The following is a 17,824-nucleotide window of genomic DNA, read 5'->3' as shown; positions in this document are numbered from 1 at the left end:
TCCGGTTGCATCTTGTCGCCGGGAAAACGCCAGGTCAATCAGCATCGAGACGGCAAGACGGCTAGCTTGTCTCCAGGCCGGGCCCGGTCTGGCGGTCGATCACCACGACCTCAGCGCCAAATTTGGCCAAATAATACGCGGTGGTGACGCCGATGACGCCCGCACCCATAACCACAACCTTCATGAGAAATACCTTTCGCCCGCAGCATGTGGCTTGGATATAGCCATATCTGCGGTTAATCTGATTGCCGATAGGCATCATGCCACGTGGATGATGCGCGCTGAAGACCTAAGAGGCTTGAAGGACACCTTAGTTACTGTCCAGCAATTCGCTCGCCGTAAGTGAGTGTCCAAACCAAGCCAGAGATGCCAGAGCCGTATCTCGGCGCGCAGGTCTTCTGCCAGCCTTGCGAGCGAGATCGATGCGACTTTGGTCATGCATGATCGCTTTGCTTGATTGAATGATACTAAACGGCCCTGTTGCACAAATCGCGTGAGGGATTCATCTCGTGAATCCAGCATGGTAGCTGGGTTTCATGAGCAGACCGATACCCCCAAGCTACAAGACCAGGAACTGGTCGGCCTACAATGAGGCGCTCAAGCGTGTCGTTTCACGACCTCGCTGCCGGGCAGCGGGTAGCACTGGCATCAAGGTTGCGGCGCCATGATCAGCAGCGTGCCTGAACACGAACTGAATTGCCTGCATGTGCCGACAGGAAGTCGCGACTCGAACCCGCCCGACCCGTGCCCTGGGTGCCGAGGATTTCAATGAAGACGGTAGTGCTGCGATGACGTCATCCGTTACCAGCGAGTCAGTGGAAGTCCGGATGCGAGTAGAGCCCCGACCGAACCCATGTCAATGAGCTGTCCAACGATCTCCGAAAGGCGTTCAGGCAGTTCTTGAATTGGGTCGAACTACGCAAAGAGACATAGCTTCAAATACTATGAGCCCTTTCTGTTCGAAGTACTAACCATTTTAGCTTGCCCGCGCCGGATCTACCGAAGAGGTTCATTGCAACTGCTTCGAAACCATTCGGCAACCCCACCTTTCTGGGTAAGCTAGCAAGCTATTCAAATTCAAATGCCCATCCCCTCTTCAAGAGCGTTTTCGATGGACTGAGCAATTGCGATCAATTCGAATTCGCGACCAGGTCCTGCCATCAATTGCAATCCAAACGGCATCTGACCAACATCACGTGGCAGAGGTATGGAAACGGCACTGAGATCAAGATAATTGGCGGGCTGCGTATTGCGCGTCATGCCAAGCGCCAGTTCAAAGCCCTTTTCGGGATCCTCAAGCGCCGAGACAGGGCTGGCGACATCACCGACGGTCGGCGATATCCAAGCATCGAACCCTGCGATGCGCCCATGGACAGCGTGCATTGATGCGGACCGCCGTGCTTCCAATTGCACAAGGCGGATCGCGTCAACGTCAAAAGCTGTCTTGACCCGTTTTGCAATCACCGGATCCATCAGCGAAAGACCTTCATTGGCCCGCTCGCGCCCCAGCGATGCGACCAGGCACACCGGCAAGACGGCTGGGAAATAGTCTTCTCGCTCAGGCGCTTCGGGGATATCGACCGGCTCGATAGAGGCGCCATGCCGAGAGAGCAGATCAATCGCCTGCTCGACGCGCTGCGCTGCCGAAGGCTCGATCCCGTCGAAGAAATACGTGCTAGGTCTGCCGATCCTCAGCGCCGATATCGGCCTCTTCGGAGCGGGCGCCTCACCTGTCAGAACCGAGAGGATGATCTCGGCATCGCGCGCATCGCGCGTCAGAAGGCCGATCGAATCGAGATGAGCCGCCAGCGGGAATGCGCCGTCGTTGGAGAGACGCCCGAACGACGTCTTGAGGCCGAAAACGCCATTCAAGGCGGCGGGCACCCGCACCGAGCCACCGGTATCACTGCCGATCGCAAAGCCGCAGAGGCCAGCGGCCATAGCGACAGCGGAACCCGAGCTTGATCCGCCGGGCAGCCGATGTGTGTCGGGGTCATGCGCATTCCAGGGGGTGCCGTGCGGCGCCGAGACGCCCGTGATGCCCAGGGCGAACTCCACTGTCTTGGTTTTACCCAGAATGATACATCCGGCCCGGCGCAGCGCCAGAACAACAGGCCCCTCGGGGCCGATCAGATCCTGAACCTCCAGCTTGGTGCCGCCGGTGACTGGCATCCCGTCAACGCGGATGAGATCCTTGACCGCGATCGGCACGCCCATCAGCGGCCCCAGATCACAGCCCGCAGCCCGCATGGCATCAATCGCCTGCGCCTGCCGGATCGCATCATCGGCCGCAACATGAGCGTATGCGCCCAGCCTCTGGTCCAGCTCCGCAATACGGTCGAGATAGTCTCGCGTCACTTGCTCGGCGGTCAAAGCGCCACTGCGGAACTGGCGACTGAAGTTGGAAATTCCCCCGGAGGTCAAAGGATCATCGGCTGGCATGGCTAGGCTCCAAAAATTCTCTTAGCGTTACTTGACGTAAGTTATTTGTTATTACAACAATGCCTCTCGAAGTTTCGCAATATTGATGCGTCCGCGCGCCTCGCGGCGTTAATGTTCAACTAGGAGCTTGATGTAATGAGAAAGAATCTGACTTTGGCGCTTGCCGCCGGCCTGACCATGGGCACCGCCGCCCATGCGGAGGTAGAGATCGGCGTGATCAACAGCCTTTCGGGCGCCTTCTCGGCCTTCGGCGACCGCTATCTGACCGGCATGGAAGTCGCGCTGGACGAAATCAACGCCAATGGCGGCATCAATGGCGAAGACCTGACCCTGAATATACAGGACGACCGCTCGGAGGCACAAAGCGCCCTCGCCGCGGTGGAAAGCCTCGACAATGCGGGCGTGCCGATGGTCATCGGCTCCTACGCGTCCTCGATCACCGGACCGATGGCCCAGATCATGACGCGCCAGGAAATCCCGCTGCTGGTTCTGGGCAGTGCCGACGATTCGATCACCAAGCCTGGCTCGCCCTGGGTTTTCCGGGCCAAGCATAACTCGACCATCGTCGCGGGCGCCTATTTCGACTATTTTGACTGGCTGCGCGAGACCAAGGACGAAGAGCTGAAGACCATCGCGATCATTTCGGGCAATGGCGCCTGGCCCACATCGCTAGCCGAGAAAGGCGAGATGCTGGCCGAAGAGCGCGGCTATGAAGTCGTCGGCCGTCAGGCCTACGATCAGGGCGTGACCGACTTCCGCCCCATCCTCAACCGTTTCATCGGCGAGAACGAGCCCGATATCCTTTACATGATCTCCTACGCCGAGGACGGTGTCGCCCTGACCCGCCAGATCAGCGAAGTCGGCCTCAATGCCAAGGTCATCGCGATGGATACATCCGCCGCCCTGACCAGCTACATCGATCAGGTCGGCGATCTGGCAGAATATGTCGTGACCGCCGTCAGCTGGAGCAAGGACGTGCAATATGAGGGCGCGCAGGACCTCTATGGCCGCCTCAAGGACGCGGCCGGCGCCGAGCCCTCATTCTACGAGGCCGAAGGCTATCTGGCGCTGACCGTCGCGGCCGACGCGCTGCGCCGCGCCGGATCGACCGACCGGACCGCCGTGCGCGATGCCCTCAAGGCGACCGATCTCGACACCTCCGTGACCTCGGTCAAATTCGAGGATGAGGGCGAGTTCCAGAACCAGAACCCGATCCGCAGCCTCATCCTGCAAATTCAGGATGGCGGGCATGTGACGGTCTACCCCGCGGACCTTGCGGCAGAAGAAGTTCGGTTCCCGAACCCTGCGTGGGACGCGCGCTGATCCCTGCCAAAATGGCCTGCCATGATATCGTGGCAGGCCATGCCGCCCTCAGGCGATAAGCGCCGTTCAAGTCTGGAATAACACATCATGCTCGACCTCATTGCGTTTGCGCAGAACCTGTCGAACGGCCTGCTGATCGGCGGTGTCTATGCACTGGTCGGGGTCGGGCTGACTTTGATCTTCGGCGTGATGCGCACGATCAACTTTGCCCACGGCGATTTCGTGGTTCTGGGCATGTATTCCGCCGTCCTCTTTCATCTGGTGCTTGGCTGGGATCCTTACCTGTCGCTCGTCATCGCCATGCCTGTCGGGTTCTTCACCGGCGTGCTCATCGAAAGCCTTATGCTGGCGCGGCTTGTCGAAGCGCCGGCCGAGTCGTCCATGCTGGCCACGCTGGGGCTGTCACTGGTCATCGGCAACACGCTGCTGCTGACCTTTGGCGGCGAGCCGCAATCGGTTCAGGTCAGCTACGCCGCCTCGACCATCGCTATCGGGCCGGTCCGGGTGTCAGTGGTTCTGCTTCTGGCCGGTCTGGCCACCGCACTGGCCATTATCGGCCTCTATCTGGTGCTCGAGCGCACGGAAATCGGCCGGGCGATCCGGGGCACTTCCGAGAACCGTCTTGGCGCCGAACTGGTCGGCATCAACACGACGCGGATCCATTCCATCGTCTTCGGCCTCAGTGTCATGCTGGCGATGATCGCTGGTGCGACCCTGATCCCGCTGCTGTTTGCCACCCCGACGACCACAGGCGCCATTTTCACACTCAAGGCGTTTGTCGTCACCGTCCTGGGCGGTCTAGGGCGCATTGGCGCGGCCATTGGCGGAGGGCTTTTGCTGGGCGTCATCGAAGTGCTGGGGGCGTCCTATCTGGCCTCCGAGTATCGTGACGCATACGGACTTATCGCGTTCCTGCTCATCTTGCTCCTGCGGCCCGAAGGCCTCTTCGGCAGCTCGGTGAAACGCGTATGAGCCGGCCCATGACATTTGGCGCCATCGCGCTTTTCGCCCTTGTCGGTCTGGCCTATCCGCATGTCTTTCCGGCCTACATGACCGTCGGCATCACGATGCTGCTGTTCATCGGCTGGGCCACGGCCTGGGATATCCTTGGCGGATGGGCCGGTCAGGTCAGTCTCGGGCATTCGGCCTTTGTGGGCCTGGGCGCCTATGTGGTCGCGATCGGACAGATTGATCACGGCCTCGCCCCCTGGATCACCCTTCCACTGGCAATGCTGGCCGCCGCCGCGCTGGCCTGGCTCTGGGGGTCCATCACATTCGGGCTGCGCGGCCCCTATTTCACCCTCTCGACAATTGCCGTCGCCGAAATCCTGCGCCTCGTCGCCATCAACGAGGGTTGGTTGACGGGGGGCGCCACCGGCGTCTTCATCGCCACCCTGCCCGAGCCCTTCGGCATCGATTTATTCGAGCGTGCGACCCAGTATTACATGGCACTGGTCTTTGCGCTGATCTGTCTTGGAGGCACTGCCTGGATGTCGATGGCGCGGTTCGGCTATCAGCTGCGCGCTGTGCGCGAGGACGAGAATGCGGCCATGGCGGCGGGCATCGATCCGCGTGCGATCAAGCTGCGCGCCTTCATGCTGTCGGGCGCGCTTACCGCCGCCGGTGGGGGCATCTACGGCATCTTCCTGTCCTTTCTCGAGCCGCATATCATGTTCTACCTGCTGCTCTCGATCCAGATCGCGCTGACCGCCATCATCGGCGGCCGCGGGACAATTTTCGGCCCCCTTGTGGGAGCCGTGCTGATCATCGGCGCGGGCGAGATCTTCCGCACCGCTTTTGCCGAGGCCAACCTGCTGATCTACGGGCTTCTCATTCTCATCGTCGTCCTCTTCATGCCGCGCGGCATCCTTGGCGAGGTGGCCAGAAACATGATCCGGAGGCGATATGCCCGACGCTCTCAAGGCTGATGGAATCGTGGTCCGTTTCGGCGGCGTGGTCGCGGTCGATCATGTCTCGCTCCGGGTCGCGGACCGCGAAATTCTGGGCCTGATCGGGCCCAACGGGGCCGGCAAGACGACGCTCTTCAACGCGCTGACCGGCTATGTGCCCGTGCATGAGGGGCAGATCACCTTCGTTGGCCAGGATGTCACGAAGGCGCCCGCCTATGCGCGGACCCGCCTTGGCATGGGGCGCACCTTCCAGACCGAGCGGCCCTTCGAGGAGCTGACGGTGCTGGAGAACGTCCTGATCGGGGCGTTCCTCACCGAGCCCCGGCGCAGCAATGCCGAAGACCTGGCGCTGGAGCAGCTCGAAATCGTCGGTCTGGGCGACCGCGCGCACCAGCCGGCTATGGATCTCAATCTGGCCCGCCGTCGCCGGCTCGAGCTCGCCCGCGCCCTGGCGCTACGGCCCAAGGTGCTTTTTCTGGATGAGATCATGGCGGGGCTCAACCCGCCCGCGCTACGTGAAATGATTGGGCTTGTTCAGGGGTTGAAAAACAACGGCATGGCCATTGTCATGGTTGAGCATATCATGGAGGCGATCATCGAGCTATCCGATCACGTCATTGTGCTGGCCAGCGGGGCGCGCATCGCCGAAGGTACGCCGCAGGCCGTGACAAGCGATCCGCAAGTGATCGAAGCATATCTGGGGACGGAATGAGCAAGAGCGTTCTTTCAGTCGAAGGCGTCGATCTGGGCTATGGCACGCTTCAGGTGGCATTCGACATCAATCTCGAGGTCCGGCAGGGCGAACTTGTCGGCCTCGTCGGGGGCAATGGCAGCGGCAAGTCGACCATCCTGCGCGCCGTCTCGGGCATGATCCCGACATGGAAGGGTCAGATCCTGTTTGACGGCGAGGCCATCGGCAGCGTCAAGCCGCATCAGATGGCCCAGAAGGGGCTGGCCCATGTGCCGATGGGCCGGCAGCTTTTCCCGAACCTAACGGTCGAAGATAATCTGCTTCTCGGAGCGTTCCTGCCAGAGGCCCGCGCACGCCGCCACGAAAGCCTCGCGGAGGTGCATGCGCTCTTTCCCGATCTCGTCCGTCTGGCTGGTAGCCCGGCAGGTGCCCTGTCCGGAGGGCAGCAGCAAATGGTCGCCATCGCGCGCGCCCTGATGTTGCGGCCCAAGATGCTTCTCATGGACGAGCCGAGCCTCGGGCTCTCGCCTCTCTTGGTCAAGGACGTGATGGCCGCCATTCAGCGCGTCGCGGCCACCGGCCTACCCGTCCTCCTGGTCGAGCAGAACGTGCGCCAGGTCCTGAAAGTCGCGGATCGCGGCTATGTTCTGGAGCATGGCCGGATCGTGCTGGAAGGCCCCGCGGAAGAGCTTGAAGGGCACCCTACTGTTCGCAAAGCGTATCTGGGCCTTTAACAGGCTGCTGAAGAAGTCGGGTTCGAAGGGTGATGTTCCTGCCGCCACGATTTGAAGGTGGTTTTCTTTGACATGGGCGGCGGACGCGGGGTCTTGTGACCTGCGCCCCTGAAACTCCTCCAAATTTGTGTAGAGTCCGCCCAACAAAAGGACGGACAAATGAAGGCACGATTTACGGACGAACAGATCATTGAGATGATCAAGTAACAGGAAGCTGGCGTGAAGACTGCTGACGTGTGTCGGCGGCATGGGATCATTTCGGCAACATTCTATAAATACAAATCGAAGTATGGCGGTATGGAGCAGTCTGACGCGAAGCGACTACGAGCTTTGGAAGATGAGAACGGCAAGCTGAAGAAGCTGCTGGCCGAACAGATGCTCGACAACGCAATGCTACGAGACATCAATTCAAAAAAGTGGTGACGCCCGTTGGGAAGCGGAAAGCAGTAGCGCATTTGATGGATGTTCATCAGGTAAGCCAGAGGCGGGCGTGTGATGTCTTGCAAGTTGATCGATCATCGGTGCGGTATCTGTCGCGTCGTGGCGATGATTCTGATTTGCGCGATGCAATCAAACGGGTTTCGCGCGAACGGCGTCGGTTTGGCTGTCGCCGCATACACGTGATGATTGCGCGTAAGGGTTTTGAGGTGAACCACAAGAAAGTCAGGCGGATCTACACCGAAGAGAAGCTGCAAGTGCACCGCAGAGGCGGCAGGAAGCTGCGGGACGAAGGTTTGAATGAAACGCTCTTTGGCACATTGGGCGACGCTCGCAAAACACTCGAAGAATGGCAGGAGAATTACAACTGGCGCAGACCACATTCAGCCTTGGGGAACCTGACGCTCGGACCGTGTGATCAGTGTCAGCGCTTCAAGCCGAAAAGAAGAGCCAAGCGCCCTTCTTTACCTATGAATTTAAGGTAATTTTTGGGGGGCGGGCCTTTGGGTGGGTCGCCAACAATTTGAAAACAAAAAGCTAAGTAAGTTATACGCTTAAGGTTTTAGTTGGCTCCGGCGGTAGGGATCGAACCTACGACCAATTGATTAACAGTCAACTGCTCTACCGCTGAGCTACGCCGGAACACGAGGTGCCGTATAGCAATGCGGTCTGACGGCGTCCAGTGGGTTATGCGAAAAAAATGTTGGTCCATGGAGCCGGGGAAATTTACATCGTTTCCGATGACGCAAAAGGCCGCGCAACTCGTGGCGCTGGCACATCAGAGCTCGCATATGTGCGGCGGATCGGCGCCCCTTTTCTATGAAAGCAGCAGTCCGATGAGCCATGGGAAAATTTTTATTTGAGCGCTCATTTAAATTACCTATACTCGGCCCGACGCACCAAGGAGCCAGGCCGCCATGGAAACTCAAGACACCCGGATACCGAACGAGTGGGACCGCAAGGGACTGCCTGCGTGGAGCTTTTTCAGCCCCGAGATGCTGGAGGCCGAGAAAGAACAATTGTTCCGTCGCCATTGGCAGGTGGTCTGCCATATCAACGATGTTCCCAATCCCGGTGATTTCATCGCATCCGACCTGGTGGGCGAGCGCGCCTTGGTCGTGCGCGGGCGCGACATGGAAGTTCGCGCATTTCACAATCTCTGCCGCCATCGCGGCAGCCGCGTCGTGGCCGAAAGCTCGGGCAACTGCAAATCGGCGATCATCTGTCCCTTCCACGGCTGGGCCTATAACCTCGATGGTACTCTGCGCGGTGCGGCCCAACCGCAGACCCTGCCCGATCTCGACCCCGTTGAGATGGGGCTGAAGCCTGTCGAAATGGAAATCTGGCAAGGCTTTGTCTTTGTCCGGTTCAAGCCGGGTCCGCAGCCCAGCGTGGCCAAGATCATGGCCCGCTTTGACGATGAGCTGGCGCAATACGACCTGGAAAACCTCGTGCCTGCCGAGGACGGGTTTTGGGCCAGCGAGATCGAGGCCAACTGGAAATGCGTGCGCGATGTCGACAACGAAGGCTATCACGTGCCCATGGCGCATCCGGGTCTGCATGACCTTTATGGCAATAATTACCATGACGAGCCGTTCGAAAATGGCACGTCGCGCTCCCTTGGCCGGTTCCGGCAAGGCAAGCATCGCCTGTGGAGCGTCGAGCATTATCGCAATATCCTGCAACCGCCCGAGCGTCTCGATGACGTACATAAGGCCGCATGGCTTTATGTGGGCATGTTCCCGAATCTCGTCTTTGGCCTTTATCCGGATTCGGTGATTTTCTACCACGAGTTCCCCATCGAGAACGGCAGGACGGTTCAGCGCGGCAGCACCTATCGCCACAAGGATGAGGACCGCCGGATGCGCGCCGCGCGCTACCTGTCGATGCGGATCGACCGCATCACCGGCAAGGAAGATGAGCAGCTGATCGAATGGACGTGGGAGGCGGCGTTCTCCAGCGGGTTCGACGGGATCGTGCTGTCGGATCTGGAATATGGCGTGCGCAGCTATCACGACGCCCTGCGCGAGCTGTTTCCCGTGCTGAACGGCGACGAGCCGGCCGAGGGCACGCTGAGCCGCACCAATGCCGAGCTGTTGGGTACGCCCGCTCGATGAGGGCGCTTGTCTTTGCATGCAGGCCATGTATCGCTGAAGGCTGTCCAGGGGAGATGCCGACATCGTGCCCGGTCTGAGCCAGCACAGCCGCCAGGGGTTGACCCTGATCAGCCCCACGCTGATCTATGCGCTGGTCATGCTGGCGGCGCCGCTGGCGATGGTGGTAATGTTCAGCTTCTGGACGCAGAACTACCTCGACCTCGACAAGACGCTGACCTTTGCCAATTACCGCGAGGCGTGGACCCAGCCCATTTTCCAGGTGCTGATGTGGCGCAGCCTGCGCATTTCGCTGATCGTGACGGCGGCGACGGTGATCCTGGCCTTTCCCATCGCCTATTACCTTTCGTTTCATGTCAAATCGCGCAAGGCGCTGTGGCTTTTCCTGATCACCGTGCCCTTCTGGACCAGCTATCTGCTGCGCGTGTTCCTGTGGAAGGTGATCCTGGGCTATAATGGCGTCTTCAACTCGGCGCTGATGAACCTTGGCATCATCGACGAGCCGCTGACCTTCATCCTCTATAATGCCAACGCGGTGGTGCTGACGCTGGCCCATGCCTGGGCGCCCTTCGCCATCCTGCCCATCTTTGTCGCGCTGGAGAAGATCGACCGCTCGCTCTTGGAGGCGGCCGAGGATCTGGGCGACGGGCCGGTGCGGCGGTTCTTTCGGATCACCCTGCCCCTTGCGATGCCGGGCGTCGTCGCTTCGACCCTGATCGTGCTGATCCCCACCGTCGGCGACTACATCACCCCCAAGCTGGTCGGCGGCACGGATGGGCTGATGGTGGCCAACATGATCCAGATCCAGTTCGGCAAGGCCAATAACGCGCCCCTCGGCGCGGCGCTGGCGGTGTCGTCGATGGTCGTCGTGGGCGCGATCAGCGTCGGCATCTATTTTGCGGGCCGCAAGTTCGGCGGCAAGGTCAGATGATGGGCGGGTTTGGCAGATATCTCTCGGGTCGGTGGCTGGCGGTCTATGCCGTGGTCTACATGGTATTCCTCTATGCGCCGGTCCTGCTGCTGCCGCTCTTTGCGTTCAACGATGCGACGGTCGTCGCCTTCCCGCTTAGCGGCTTCACCACCAAGTGGTTCGACCTGCTCTGGGGCACCGACGCCCTGCATGGCGCGGTGCGCAACAGCGCCATCGTCGCGGTCAGCACGGCGGTCATCAGCACGCTATTGGGGGCCTGCGCCGCGCGCTCGGCGGCGAATTTCACCTTTCCGGGACAGAAAGGCATCATGGGCTTCATCATGCTGCCGCTGGTCCTGCCCGAGATCATCGTGGCGGTCGCCCTGCTCGTGATGCTGATGCAACTGGGCATGTCCCTCTCGCTCTGGACGGTGGTGGCGGGGCATGTGCTGATCTGCACACCCTTTTCCATCGCCATCCTCAGCTCGGCCTTTGCCGGGATGGAAACCAGCCTCGAGGAGGCGTCTTTCGATCTGGGCGAGACGCGCTGGGGCACATTCCGGCGTGTGACGCTGCCGCTGATCATGCCGGGCGTCATCTCCAGCCTGCTCATCACCTTCACCATCTCGCTGGACGAGTTCATCATCGCCTTCTTCCTCACCGGCACCGATGTCACCCTGCCCGTCTATATCTGGAGCCAACTGCGCTTTCCCGCGCGCCTCCCATCGGTCATGGCGCTGGGGACGATCCTTCTGGCGGTGTCCGTCATGCTGCTGGCGGTCTCCGAGATTTTCCGCCGCCGCGCGGTCCGCCGGCAGGGTATGGATGCCGGATCAACACAAGGAATGGTCTGAAAATGACGCCAGCCGATGTCGCCCCCATGATTGAAATCCGCGACGTGTCGAAGAACTTCGGCGCTGTCACCGCGCTGAAAAGCGTGAATGCGACGATCCGCGAGGGCGAATTCTTTTCGCTTCTGGGGCCCTCGGGCTGCGGCAAGACAACACTTCTGCGCCTGATCGCAGGGTTCGAGCAAGTGACTGGCGGAATCATCATGATCGGCGGCAAGTCGATGAAGGGCATTCCGGCCAATCAGCGCCCGACGAACATGGTCTTCCAAAGCTACGCGATCTTTCCGCACCTCAATGTGGCAGAAAACGTGGGCTACGGCCTGACGCGCAAGAAGCTGGGCCGCGAAAAGATGGCGCGCGAGGTGGAGGCGGCGCTGGAAATGGTCGATCTGGCCGGCTACGGCCAGCGCAAGGCGCATGAGCTGTCGGGCGGCCAGCGGCAGCGCGTGGCGCTGGCGCGCGCTTTGGTCATGCGGCCCAAAGTGATCCTGCTGGACGAGCCGCTGTCGGCGCTGGACAAGAAGCTCCGCGACCAGATGCAGCACGAGCTGCGGCGCCTGCAAAAATCGCTCGGGATCACCTTCATCCTTGTCACCCACGACCAGGAAGAGGCGCTGATCATGTCCGACCGGATCGCTGTCATCTTCGACGGAACGATCGCGCAACTCGCCACGCCCGAGGAGCTGTATCGCCGCCCCGCAACGCGCAAAGTGGCGTCCTTCATCGGCGTGATGAACTTTCTCGACGCGACGGCGACGGGCGGTGATGGCGCGCCCTTTCACCTTGATATTCCCGCGCTCGGCAAGGTCGAGATTGCCGCCAGCCACGCCCCCGAAGGTCTGACCGCGGCGCAGATCAACGCAGTCGGCGTGCGGCCAGAGATGTTCACCATCACCGGCGAGGATACTGGCCAGTTCGAGCGCGAGGTGGAGGGCACCGTGACCGGCACCGACTATTACGGCGACATGACCTATTACAGCGTCGCCCTGCCCGGCGCCGAGACACCTGTGACCATCTCGATGCGCAATACGGCGGGCCGCGCCGTTGCCCGCGAGGGCAGCACCGTAACCGTAGGCTGGGGTGCCGATTCCATCATCCTTCTGGAGTAAACCGCCATGTCCGAGCCGCTTTACGACAAGGGTCATATCTCGTTTCTGGAAATGCTCTGGGGCGAGGGATACCTGTCGCCGGGCGGCCCCGAGGAAGTGGCGCGTGTGCTGGATGGGCTGGATCTGAGCGGAAAGCGCGTCCTTGATATCGGCTGCGGATCGGGGGCGATCACCCTGTCCCTCGCGCGCGATCATGGCGCGGCGCATGTGACCGGGATCGACGTTGAGGACGATGTCGCCGCCGCCGCCCGCGCGCGGATCGCGGCAGCGGGCGCAGACGGCGAGGTGACGATCAACAAGGTCGCGCCGGGACCTTTTCCCTACGAGGACGGCGCGTTCGACGTGGTTTTTTCAAAGGATTCGATCATCCACATTCGCGACAAGGATGCCCTCGCCCGCGAGACGTATCGCGTCCTTGCGCCCGGCGGCTGGTTCGCCGCCTCCGACTGGATGATCTCCGGGGACACGCCGACACAGCAGATGGCCGATTATCTGGTTCTAGAGGATCTGGATTTCGCCATGGCTTCGCCCGCGCGCTACCGTGCGGCGCTGGAAGGGGCTGGGTTTGAGAATATAGCGCTTACCAATCGCAACGCCTGGTATCTGGACGTAGCGCGAGAGGAGTTGTCACTGCTGGAAACCCGGCGCGATGAATTGGCCGCCGAACATGGGGCGGAGTTCATCGACCATTCCATCGTCACCTGGCGCGCGATGATCGGCGTGCTGGAGACGGGGGAGCATTGCCCGCATCACATTCGCGCTCGCAAGCCCGCATGACATGCAAAAAGGCGGGCCGCGAAGGGCCCGCCCGATTTGCAATGCGATCCTGCAGTCGGCTCAGAATCCCGCCTTGATCAGTTCGAATTCAGCGATCATCTTCTCGCGCAGCGCCGCGGGCACGGGAGCCTGCCAAAGCGTGTTCTCGCGCATCTTTTCGCTGCTTTCCAGCCCGACCGATTTCAGCGTTTCCGCCGGAATCTCGCTCATCGCCTCGGCGTTGGCGTGACCATAGCCCCATGCGGTCACGATATAGTCTGCCGATTGCGGCTCGAGCCAGGCATTGATGAAATCATAGAACTTGTCATCCGAGCCGGGCCCACCTGCCAGTTTTGTATAACCGCAGACCCAGGAGGACGCGCCTTCCTCGGTGTCACGCTTCAGCGCAATGGGATGGCCCTCGGCGCTCATCGTGGCATAAGTCTCGTTCCAGGCCCAGGCCAGATAGACCTCACCGCTCTGCATCAGTTGCGCCAGCGATGCGCCGTCCGACCAGTAGGCGCGCACATTCGGATGTACCTTGCGCAGGAAGTCCGACGCGGCTTGAAACTCCTCGTCAGTTGCCTTGGTCCAGTCGGTCACGCCCGTTGCAAGGAAGGCCAGCGCATAGGCATCGTCCACATTGTCACCAATCGATATCCGCCCCGCATGTGCCGGATCGGCAAAGGCCTGAAGGGACGAGACATCTTCTTCGCTCAGCAGTTCGGTGTTGTAGACGATGGCCGTGTTGCCCCAGTCGATGGGAATAAAGTAATTCTCGCCATCCTTCTTGTAGGCCTCGATATCGCGAAAGCCCGGCTCAAGATCATCCCACCGCTCGATGCGCGAGGTGTCGATCGGCTCAAGCAGGCCCGCCTCCATCCATTTAGGCACGGATTGCGAACAGGGATGCGCCGCGTCCGCCTGAAAGCCCGAGCGGAGCTTTTGAAACGCCTCTTCCTCGTCACCGAAATAGGCGAAGGTGGGGCCTTCGCCATGCGCCTCGACATAGGCCGGGAAGAAATTGGGATCCTCGTAGCCGGCCCAGTCAAAGACCGTCAGTTCACCATCCGCAGCAAGCGCCCCGCCCCCGGCGGCCACCAGGGCCGCGGACGATACGACAAGTGCGAAGTTTCGATAGGCAGACATATGGTTCTCCTTGTTGAACGGCTTTTTTTGGGGGCGTGTTTCGCTCATGGCCTTGTCATCAAGGCTAGCAGGACCGCGGCGTCACACAAGTTTTCATCTGAGCGCTCAATCAGAAACGAACTGGCCCCATTTGATTTTTCAATTAATAATTGCGCGGTGATCTTAATGTTCTCACGCGGACAGGCGCCGCTCGACCTCTTCCAGGGCGCGCTCCAGGATATCGAACAGCTCGTCGATTTCGGCCCGCGTGATGATCAGCGGCGGCGAGAAGACGGCCATGTTGATCAGGGGGCGCACGAGCAGACCCATCTCCTCGCACACCTCGTCCAGCATCGCGCCCAGACGGCGCTCACCGGCTAATGTGCGCGCGCCGCCCTCGATGCAGCCCAAGAGACCCATGCCGCGCACATCCCCGACGATGTCGAAGCGGCGCAGCGCCTGCAGGCGCTTCTGAAAATGCGGGGCGATCTGGCGCACATGGTCCAGAATGTCCTCATTCTCGATGATCTCGATATTCTTAAGGGCGGCTGCGCAGCAGACCGGATGGGCCGAATAGGTATAGCCATTGGCGAAAAGCGCGGCATCGTCCGGGTCGGTCATCCGCTCCATCACCGCGTCCGAAATGATGCAGGCGCCCAGCGGCAGATAGCCCGAGGTCAACCCCTTGGCGCAGGTGATGATGTCGGGCGTGATGCCGAACACGTCCAGCGAGGCGAACCAATGGCCGAGGCGGCCAAAGCCGGTGACCACCTCGTCCGAGATATAGAGGATGTCATGCGCTTTGCAGATGTCATGGGTGCGCTTGTGATAGCCTTCGGGCGGGATGATGACGCCGCCTGAACAAAGGATCGGTTCGGCTATGAAGGCGCCGACATTCTCGGCGCCAACCTCGGCGATCATATTCTCCAGATCGGCCACCTTCTCGTCGCACCAGTCGGCCACGCTTTGCCCCTCGGCGCGGCGATAGGGATTGACGTCGGGCAGGAAGCGCACGAGGCGCTCCTCGACGTCAAAGCGGGATTTGTCCCGCTCCTTGCCGGTCACGGAAGAGGCCAGATAGGTCGAGCCGTGATAGCCCTTTTCACGCGCAATCACGATCTTCTTGTCCGGGCGGCCGAGGCGGTTGTTCATGAAATGCACGGTGCGGATGGCGGTATCGACGGCGGTCGAGCCGCCGGTGGTGAAAAACACGTTGTTGAGATCACCCGGCGCCAGATCGGCCAGCTTCTTGGCCAACAGCGCCGACGGCTCGGTCACCGTGGTCCAGGGCGAGGTGTATGGCAGCTTCATCACCTGCGCCGAGATCGCGTCGGCCATCTCCTGCCGGCCATAGCCGATCTGGACGCACCACATGCCCCCCGGGCCGTCGATGAACCGCTTGCCGGTGGAATCCCACAGGTAGATCCCCTTGGCGGCGTCGACCATCATGTGATCGTACCCGCGCCAGTCATCCATCGCGGCCCAGGGGTGCAGCTGATGGGTGCGATCCCAGCCATGCAACTCTTCGGTGGCGGGCTCATTTGCTGTGGGCATATCGGGTGCGGCTGTGGCGGTTGTCATGCTGGGTCTCCTGTTCAAGTTGGTCGAAGCATAGCACATCGCGCGGCCTGCAAAAGTTTTTTTGAGCGCTCAAATAAATTATTTGCTATGGTGTATTTTACGCCAGACCGCTACTAAAATAGGCCACAAACCAGCGACGTGACTCCATGAGCAAACCTCAGACCGCCAAGCCGCGCAAAGAGCGCAAGGAAAATGCCGACAAGCGGCGCCAGCAACTCTTGGATGCGACATGGCGTTCGATCGCGCAGAACGGGCTGGCTCGCACCACGCTGGCAACGGTGGCGGCGCAGGCCGAGCTGTCGCAGGGCGTTGCGGTCTTCTACTTCAAATCCAAGGCGGGCCTGCTGACCGAGGCGCTGCGCGATCACTACCAGCGCTATCAGGCGACGTGGGAGCAGGCACTGGAGGATGCGGGGGATGATCCCAAGGACCGCCTGATCGCGCTGATCCGCGCCGATTTCGATCCGTCCATCTGCAATCCCGAGGCGCTGTCGATCTGGTTCGCCTTTTGGGGCGAGCAGAAGTTCACGCCCGATTACGCCGCCATCTCGGCCCAGTTCGATGCCGCACGTAATGACGCGGTGCGCGAGGCCTGCGCGGCGCTGATGCAAGGCGCGCCGGAGGAGGATATCAGCCGCATCGCGGAATGGATCGATACACTATCGGACGGCTATTGGCAGCGCATGCATATCCTGCCCGAGAGCTATGACCCCAAGGCAGGCCTGCGCGAGACTCTCCTGCTGGTTGAGCGCCTCGTGCCAGAGATGTCGGATGCCACGCGCCGCGCCGTCGCGGGTTAAACCGCCGCCAGCTTTGCCAGTTTGGCCAGCCGCGCCTCGCGCAGGCGGGCAAAATCATCGCCCGCATGGTAAGACGAGCGTGTCAGTGGCGTGGCCGAGACCATCAGGAAGCCCTTGCCGAAGGCCGCCTTTTCATAAGCTTTGAACTCATCCGGGGTGACGAACCGGTCCAACACATGGTGCTTGGGCGTCGGTTGCAGATACTGCCCGATGGTCAGAAAGTCGATATCGGCGGCGCGCATGTCATCCATCACCTGATGGACCGCCGCGCGGTCTTCGCCCAGCCCCACCATGATGCCGGACTTCGTGAAAATCTCGGGGTCCATTTCCTTGACCCGCTGCAAGAGGCGCAAGCTGTGAAAATAGCGCGCGCCCGGGCGGACCGACGGATAGAGACCGGGCACCGTCTCAAGATTGTGATTGAACACGTCCGGCTTGGCATCAACGACGGTTTGCAGGACCGCCGGGTCGCAATGCAGGAAGTCGGGCGTCAGGATCTCGATCGTGGTGCCGGGACTGCGGTGGCGGATGGCGCGGATGGTCTGAGCAAAATGCTCGGCGCCGCCATCCTCGACATCGTCGCGATCGACCGAGGTGATGACGACGTGATTCAGCCCCAACTTCTGCACCGCATCTGCGACGCGGCCCGGCTCGAACACGTCCAGATCCTCGGGCGGCTTGCCGGTGGCGATGTTGCAGAAGGTGCAGGCGCGGGTGCAGACCTCACCCATGATCATCATGGTTGCGTGCCCTTGGGACCAGCATTCGCCCACATTGGGACAGCCTGCCTCTTCGCAGACGGTGGTCAGGTTATGGTCGCGCATGATGCGGGCAGTCTCGGCATAACCCTGCCCGCCCGGCGCCTTGACGCGGATCCAGTCAGGCTTCTTCGGTTGGGCATTGTCGGGACGGCGCTGCTTTTCGGGATGGCGCTGCGCCGGAATTTTCAGATCACGCACGAATTGGTCCCCGCGAATGGTGTGGTCAGTTGGCATGAGTATAGGCATGCACGGCGGCAGTTGCCAGCGCAGCCGAAG

The 17,824-nt window shown here is 61.0% G+C and carries 16 protein-coding genes, 1 tRNA gene and 3 pseudogenes; 14 read left to right on the top strand and 6 right to left on the bottom strand.

Translation table 11 applies throughout. From position 1 onward, the window contains the following. Window positions 1–64: 64 nt before the first annotated feature. A pseudogene (locus tag ACEWPM_RS00370) lies at window positions 65–184 on the bottom strand (FAD-dependent oxidoreductase); the annotation flags it as partial. A gap of 893 nt (window positions 185–1,077) precedes the next feature. Continuing rightward, entirely contained in the window at window positions 1,078–2,442 is a 1,365-nt protein-coding gene (locus ACEWPM_RS00365) for an amidase (protein WP_393960511.1), read from the bottom strand. A 135-nt stretch (window positions 2,443–2,577) separates the two neighbouring features. Here ACEWPM_RS00365 and ACEWPM_RS00360 point away from each other — a divergent pair, with 135 nt between their 5' ends. The 8 genes and pseudogenes from ACEWPM_RS00360 to ACEWPM_RS00325 all read left to right on the top strand — a co-directional run bounded on the left by ACEWPM_RS00360 (window position 2,578) and on the right by ACEWPM_RS00325 (window position 8,023). After that, window positions 2,578–3,765 carry an ABC transporter substrate-binding protein gene (locus ACEWPM_RS00360; protein ID WP_393960510.1) on the top strand — a complete coding sequence of 396 codons (1,188 nt, stop codon included), beginning with the start codon at window positions 2,578–2,580 and terminating at the stop codon, window positions 3,763–3,765. Between the two features lie 87 nt (window positions 3,766–3,852). Next, a complete protein-coding gene (locus ACEWPM_RS00355) occupies window positions 3,853–4,737 on the top strand; it encodes a branched-chain amino acid ABC transporter permease (RefSeq protein WP_393960509.1) in 885 nt (294 codons plus the stop codon). Window positions 4,738–4,745: 8 nt separating this feature from the next. Beyond that, window positions 4,746–5,693, top strand: a complete 948-nt coding sequence (locus ACEWPM_RS00350; protein ID WP_393960508.1) for a branched-chain amino acid ABC transporter permease — start codon at window positions 4,746–4,748, stop codon at window positions 5,691–5,693. After that, window positions 5,671–6,387: an ABC transporter ATP-binding protein gene (locus ACEWPM_RS00345; RefSeq protein WP_393960507.1), complete on the top strand. Its 717-nt coding sequence runs from the start codon at window positions 5,671–5,673 to the stop codon at window positions 6,385–6,387. The genes ACEWPM_RS00350 and ACEWPM_RS00345 overlap by 23 nt, the downstream gene beginning before the upstream one ends. Next, window positions 6,384–7,100: an ABC transporter ATP-binding protein gene (locus tag ACEWPM_RS00340; RefSeq protein WP_393960506.1), complete on the top strand. Its 717-nt coding sequence runs from the start codon at window positions 6,384–6,386 to the stop codon at window positions 7,098–7,100. The genes ACEWPM_RS00345 and ACEWPM_RS00340 overlap by 4 nt, the downstream gene beginning before the upstream one ends. 159 nt (window positions 7,101–7,259) lie before the next feature. Further along, window positions 7,260–7,497, top strand: a pseudogene (locus ACEWPM_RS00335) (transposase); the annotation flags it as partial. A gap of 61 nt (window positions 7,498–7,558) precedes the next feature. Next, window positions 7,559–7,819: pseudogene (locus ACEWPM_RS00330) on the top strand (IS3 family transposase); the annotation flags it as partial. Next, window positions 7,796–8,023: an integrase core domain-containing protein gene (locus tag ACEWPM_RS00325; protein ID WP_393960977.1), complete on the top strand. Its 228-nt coding sequence runs from the start codon at window positions 7,796–7,798 to the stop codon at window positions 8,021–8,023. The pseudogene ACEWPM_RS00330 and the gene ACEWPM_RS00325, both read left to right, overlap by 24 nt. Before the next feature lie 82 nt (window positions 8,024–8,105). Here the strand turns inward: ACEWPM_RS00325 and ACEWPM_RS00320 are convergent. Further along, window positions 8,106–8,180: transfer RNA gene (locus ACEWPM_RS00320), tRNA-Asn, on the bottom strand. Window positions 8,181–8,455: 275 nt separating this feature from the next. Here ACEWPM_RS00320 and ACEWPM_RS00315 point away from each other — a divergent pair. The 5 genes from ACEWPM_RS00315 to ACEWPM_RS00295 all read left to right on the top strand — a co-directional run bounded on the left by ACEWPM_RS00315 (window position 8,456) and on the right by ACEWPM_RS00295 (window position 13,299). Continuing rightward, window positions 8,456–9,655, top strand: coding sequence for an aromatic ring-hydroxylating oxygenase subunit alpha (locus ACEWPM_RS00315; RefSeq protein ID WP_393960505.1), 1,200 nt, complete (start codon window positions 8,456–8,458; stop codon window positions 9,653–9,655). 64 nt (window positions 9,656–9,719) lie between these two features. Next, window positions 9,720–10,583 (top strand): ABC transporter permease, encoded by an 864-nt coding sequence (locus ACEWPM_RS00310; protein WP_393960504.1) that lies wholly within the window; start codon window positions 9,720–9,722, stop codon window positions 10,581–10,583. Further along, window positions 10,580–11,416, top strand: a complete 837-nt coding sequence (locus ACEWPM_RS00305; protein ID WP_393960503.1) for an ABC transporter permease — start codon at window positions 10,580–10,582, stop codon at window positions 11,414–11,416. Before ACEWPM_RS00310 ends, ACEWPM_RS00305 begins: the two co-directional genes overlap by 4 nt. 2 nt (window positions 11,417–11,418) lie before the next feature. Beyond that, on the top strand, window positions 11,419–12,522 hold the full coding sequence (locus tag ACEWPM_RS00300) for an ABC transporter ATP-binding protein (protein WP_393960502.1): 1,104 nt from the start codon (window positions 11,419–11,421) through the stop codon (window positions 12,520–12,522). A 6-nt stretch (window positions 12,523–12,528) separates the two neighbouring features. Continuing rightward, entirely contained in the window at window positions 12,529–13,299 is a 771-nt protein-coding gene (locus ACEWPM_RS00295) for a methyltransferase domain-containing protein (RefSeq protein ID WP_393960501.1), read from the top strand. Between the two features lie 60 nt (window positions 13,300–13,359). Here ACEWPM_RS00295 and ACEWPM_RS00290 read toward each other — a convergent pair whose 3' ends face one another. Beyond that, the gene (locus ACEWPM_RS00290) at window positions 13,360–14,427 is read right to left on the bottom strand and encodes an ABC transporter substrate-binding protein (protein ID WP_393960500.1); all 1,068 of its coding nucleotides are present in this window, start codon (window positions 14,425–14,427) and stop codon (window positions 13,360–13,362) included. A 171-nt stretch (window positions 14,428–14,598) separates the two neighbouring features. Further along, complete coding sequence (locus ACEWPM_RS00285) at window positions 14,599–15,987, bottom strand: aminotransferase (protein ID WP_393960499.1); 1,389 nt, start codon at window positions 15,985–15,987, stop codon at window positions 14,599–14,601. A 146-nt stretch (window positions 15,988–16,133) separates the two neighbouring features. Between ACEWPM_RS00285 and ACEWPM_RS00280 the strand changes: the two genes are divergently transcribed. Further along, complete coding sequence (locus ACEWPM_RS00280) at window positions 16,134–16,787, top strand: TetR family transcriptional regulator C-terminal domain-containing protein (RefSeq protein ID WP_393960498.1); 654 nt, start codon at window positions 16,134–16,136, stop codon at window positions 16,785–16,787. Here ACEWPM_RS00280 and lipA read toward each other — a convergent pair. Then, complete coding sequence (gene lipA / locus ACEWPM_RS00275) at window positions 16,784–17,746, bottom strand: lipoyl synthase (RefSeq protein ID WP_393960497.1); 963 nt, start codon at window positions 17,744–17,746, stop codon at window positions 16,784–16,786. The two genes, ACEWPM_RS00280 and lipA, sit on opposite strands and share 4 nt — an antisense overlap. Window positions 17,747–17,824 lie beyond the last annotated feature (78 nt).

The organism is Roseovarius maritimus, assembly GCF_043355895.2.
Classification (GTDB): Bacteria; Pseudomonadota; Alphaproteobacteria; order Rhodobacterales; family Rhodobacteraceae; genus Roseovarius; species Roseovarius maritimus.
Note: the sequence above shows the minus strand (reverse complement) of the source record. Positions and strands in the feature narration are given on the sequence as shown.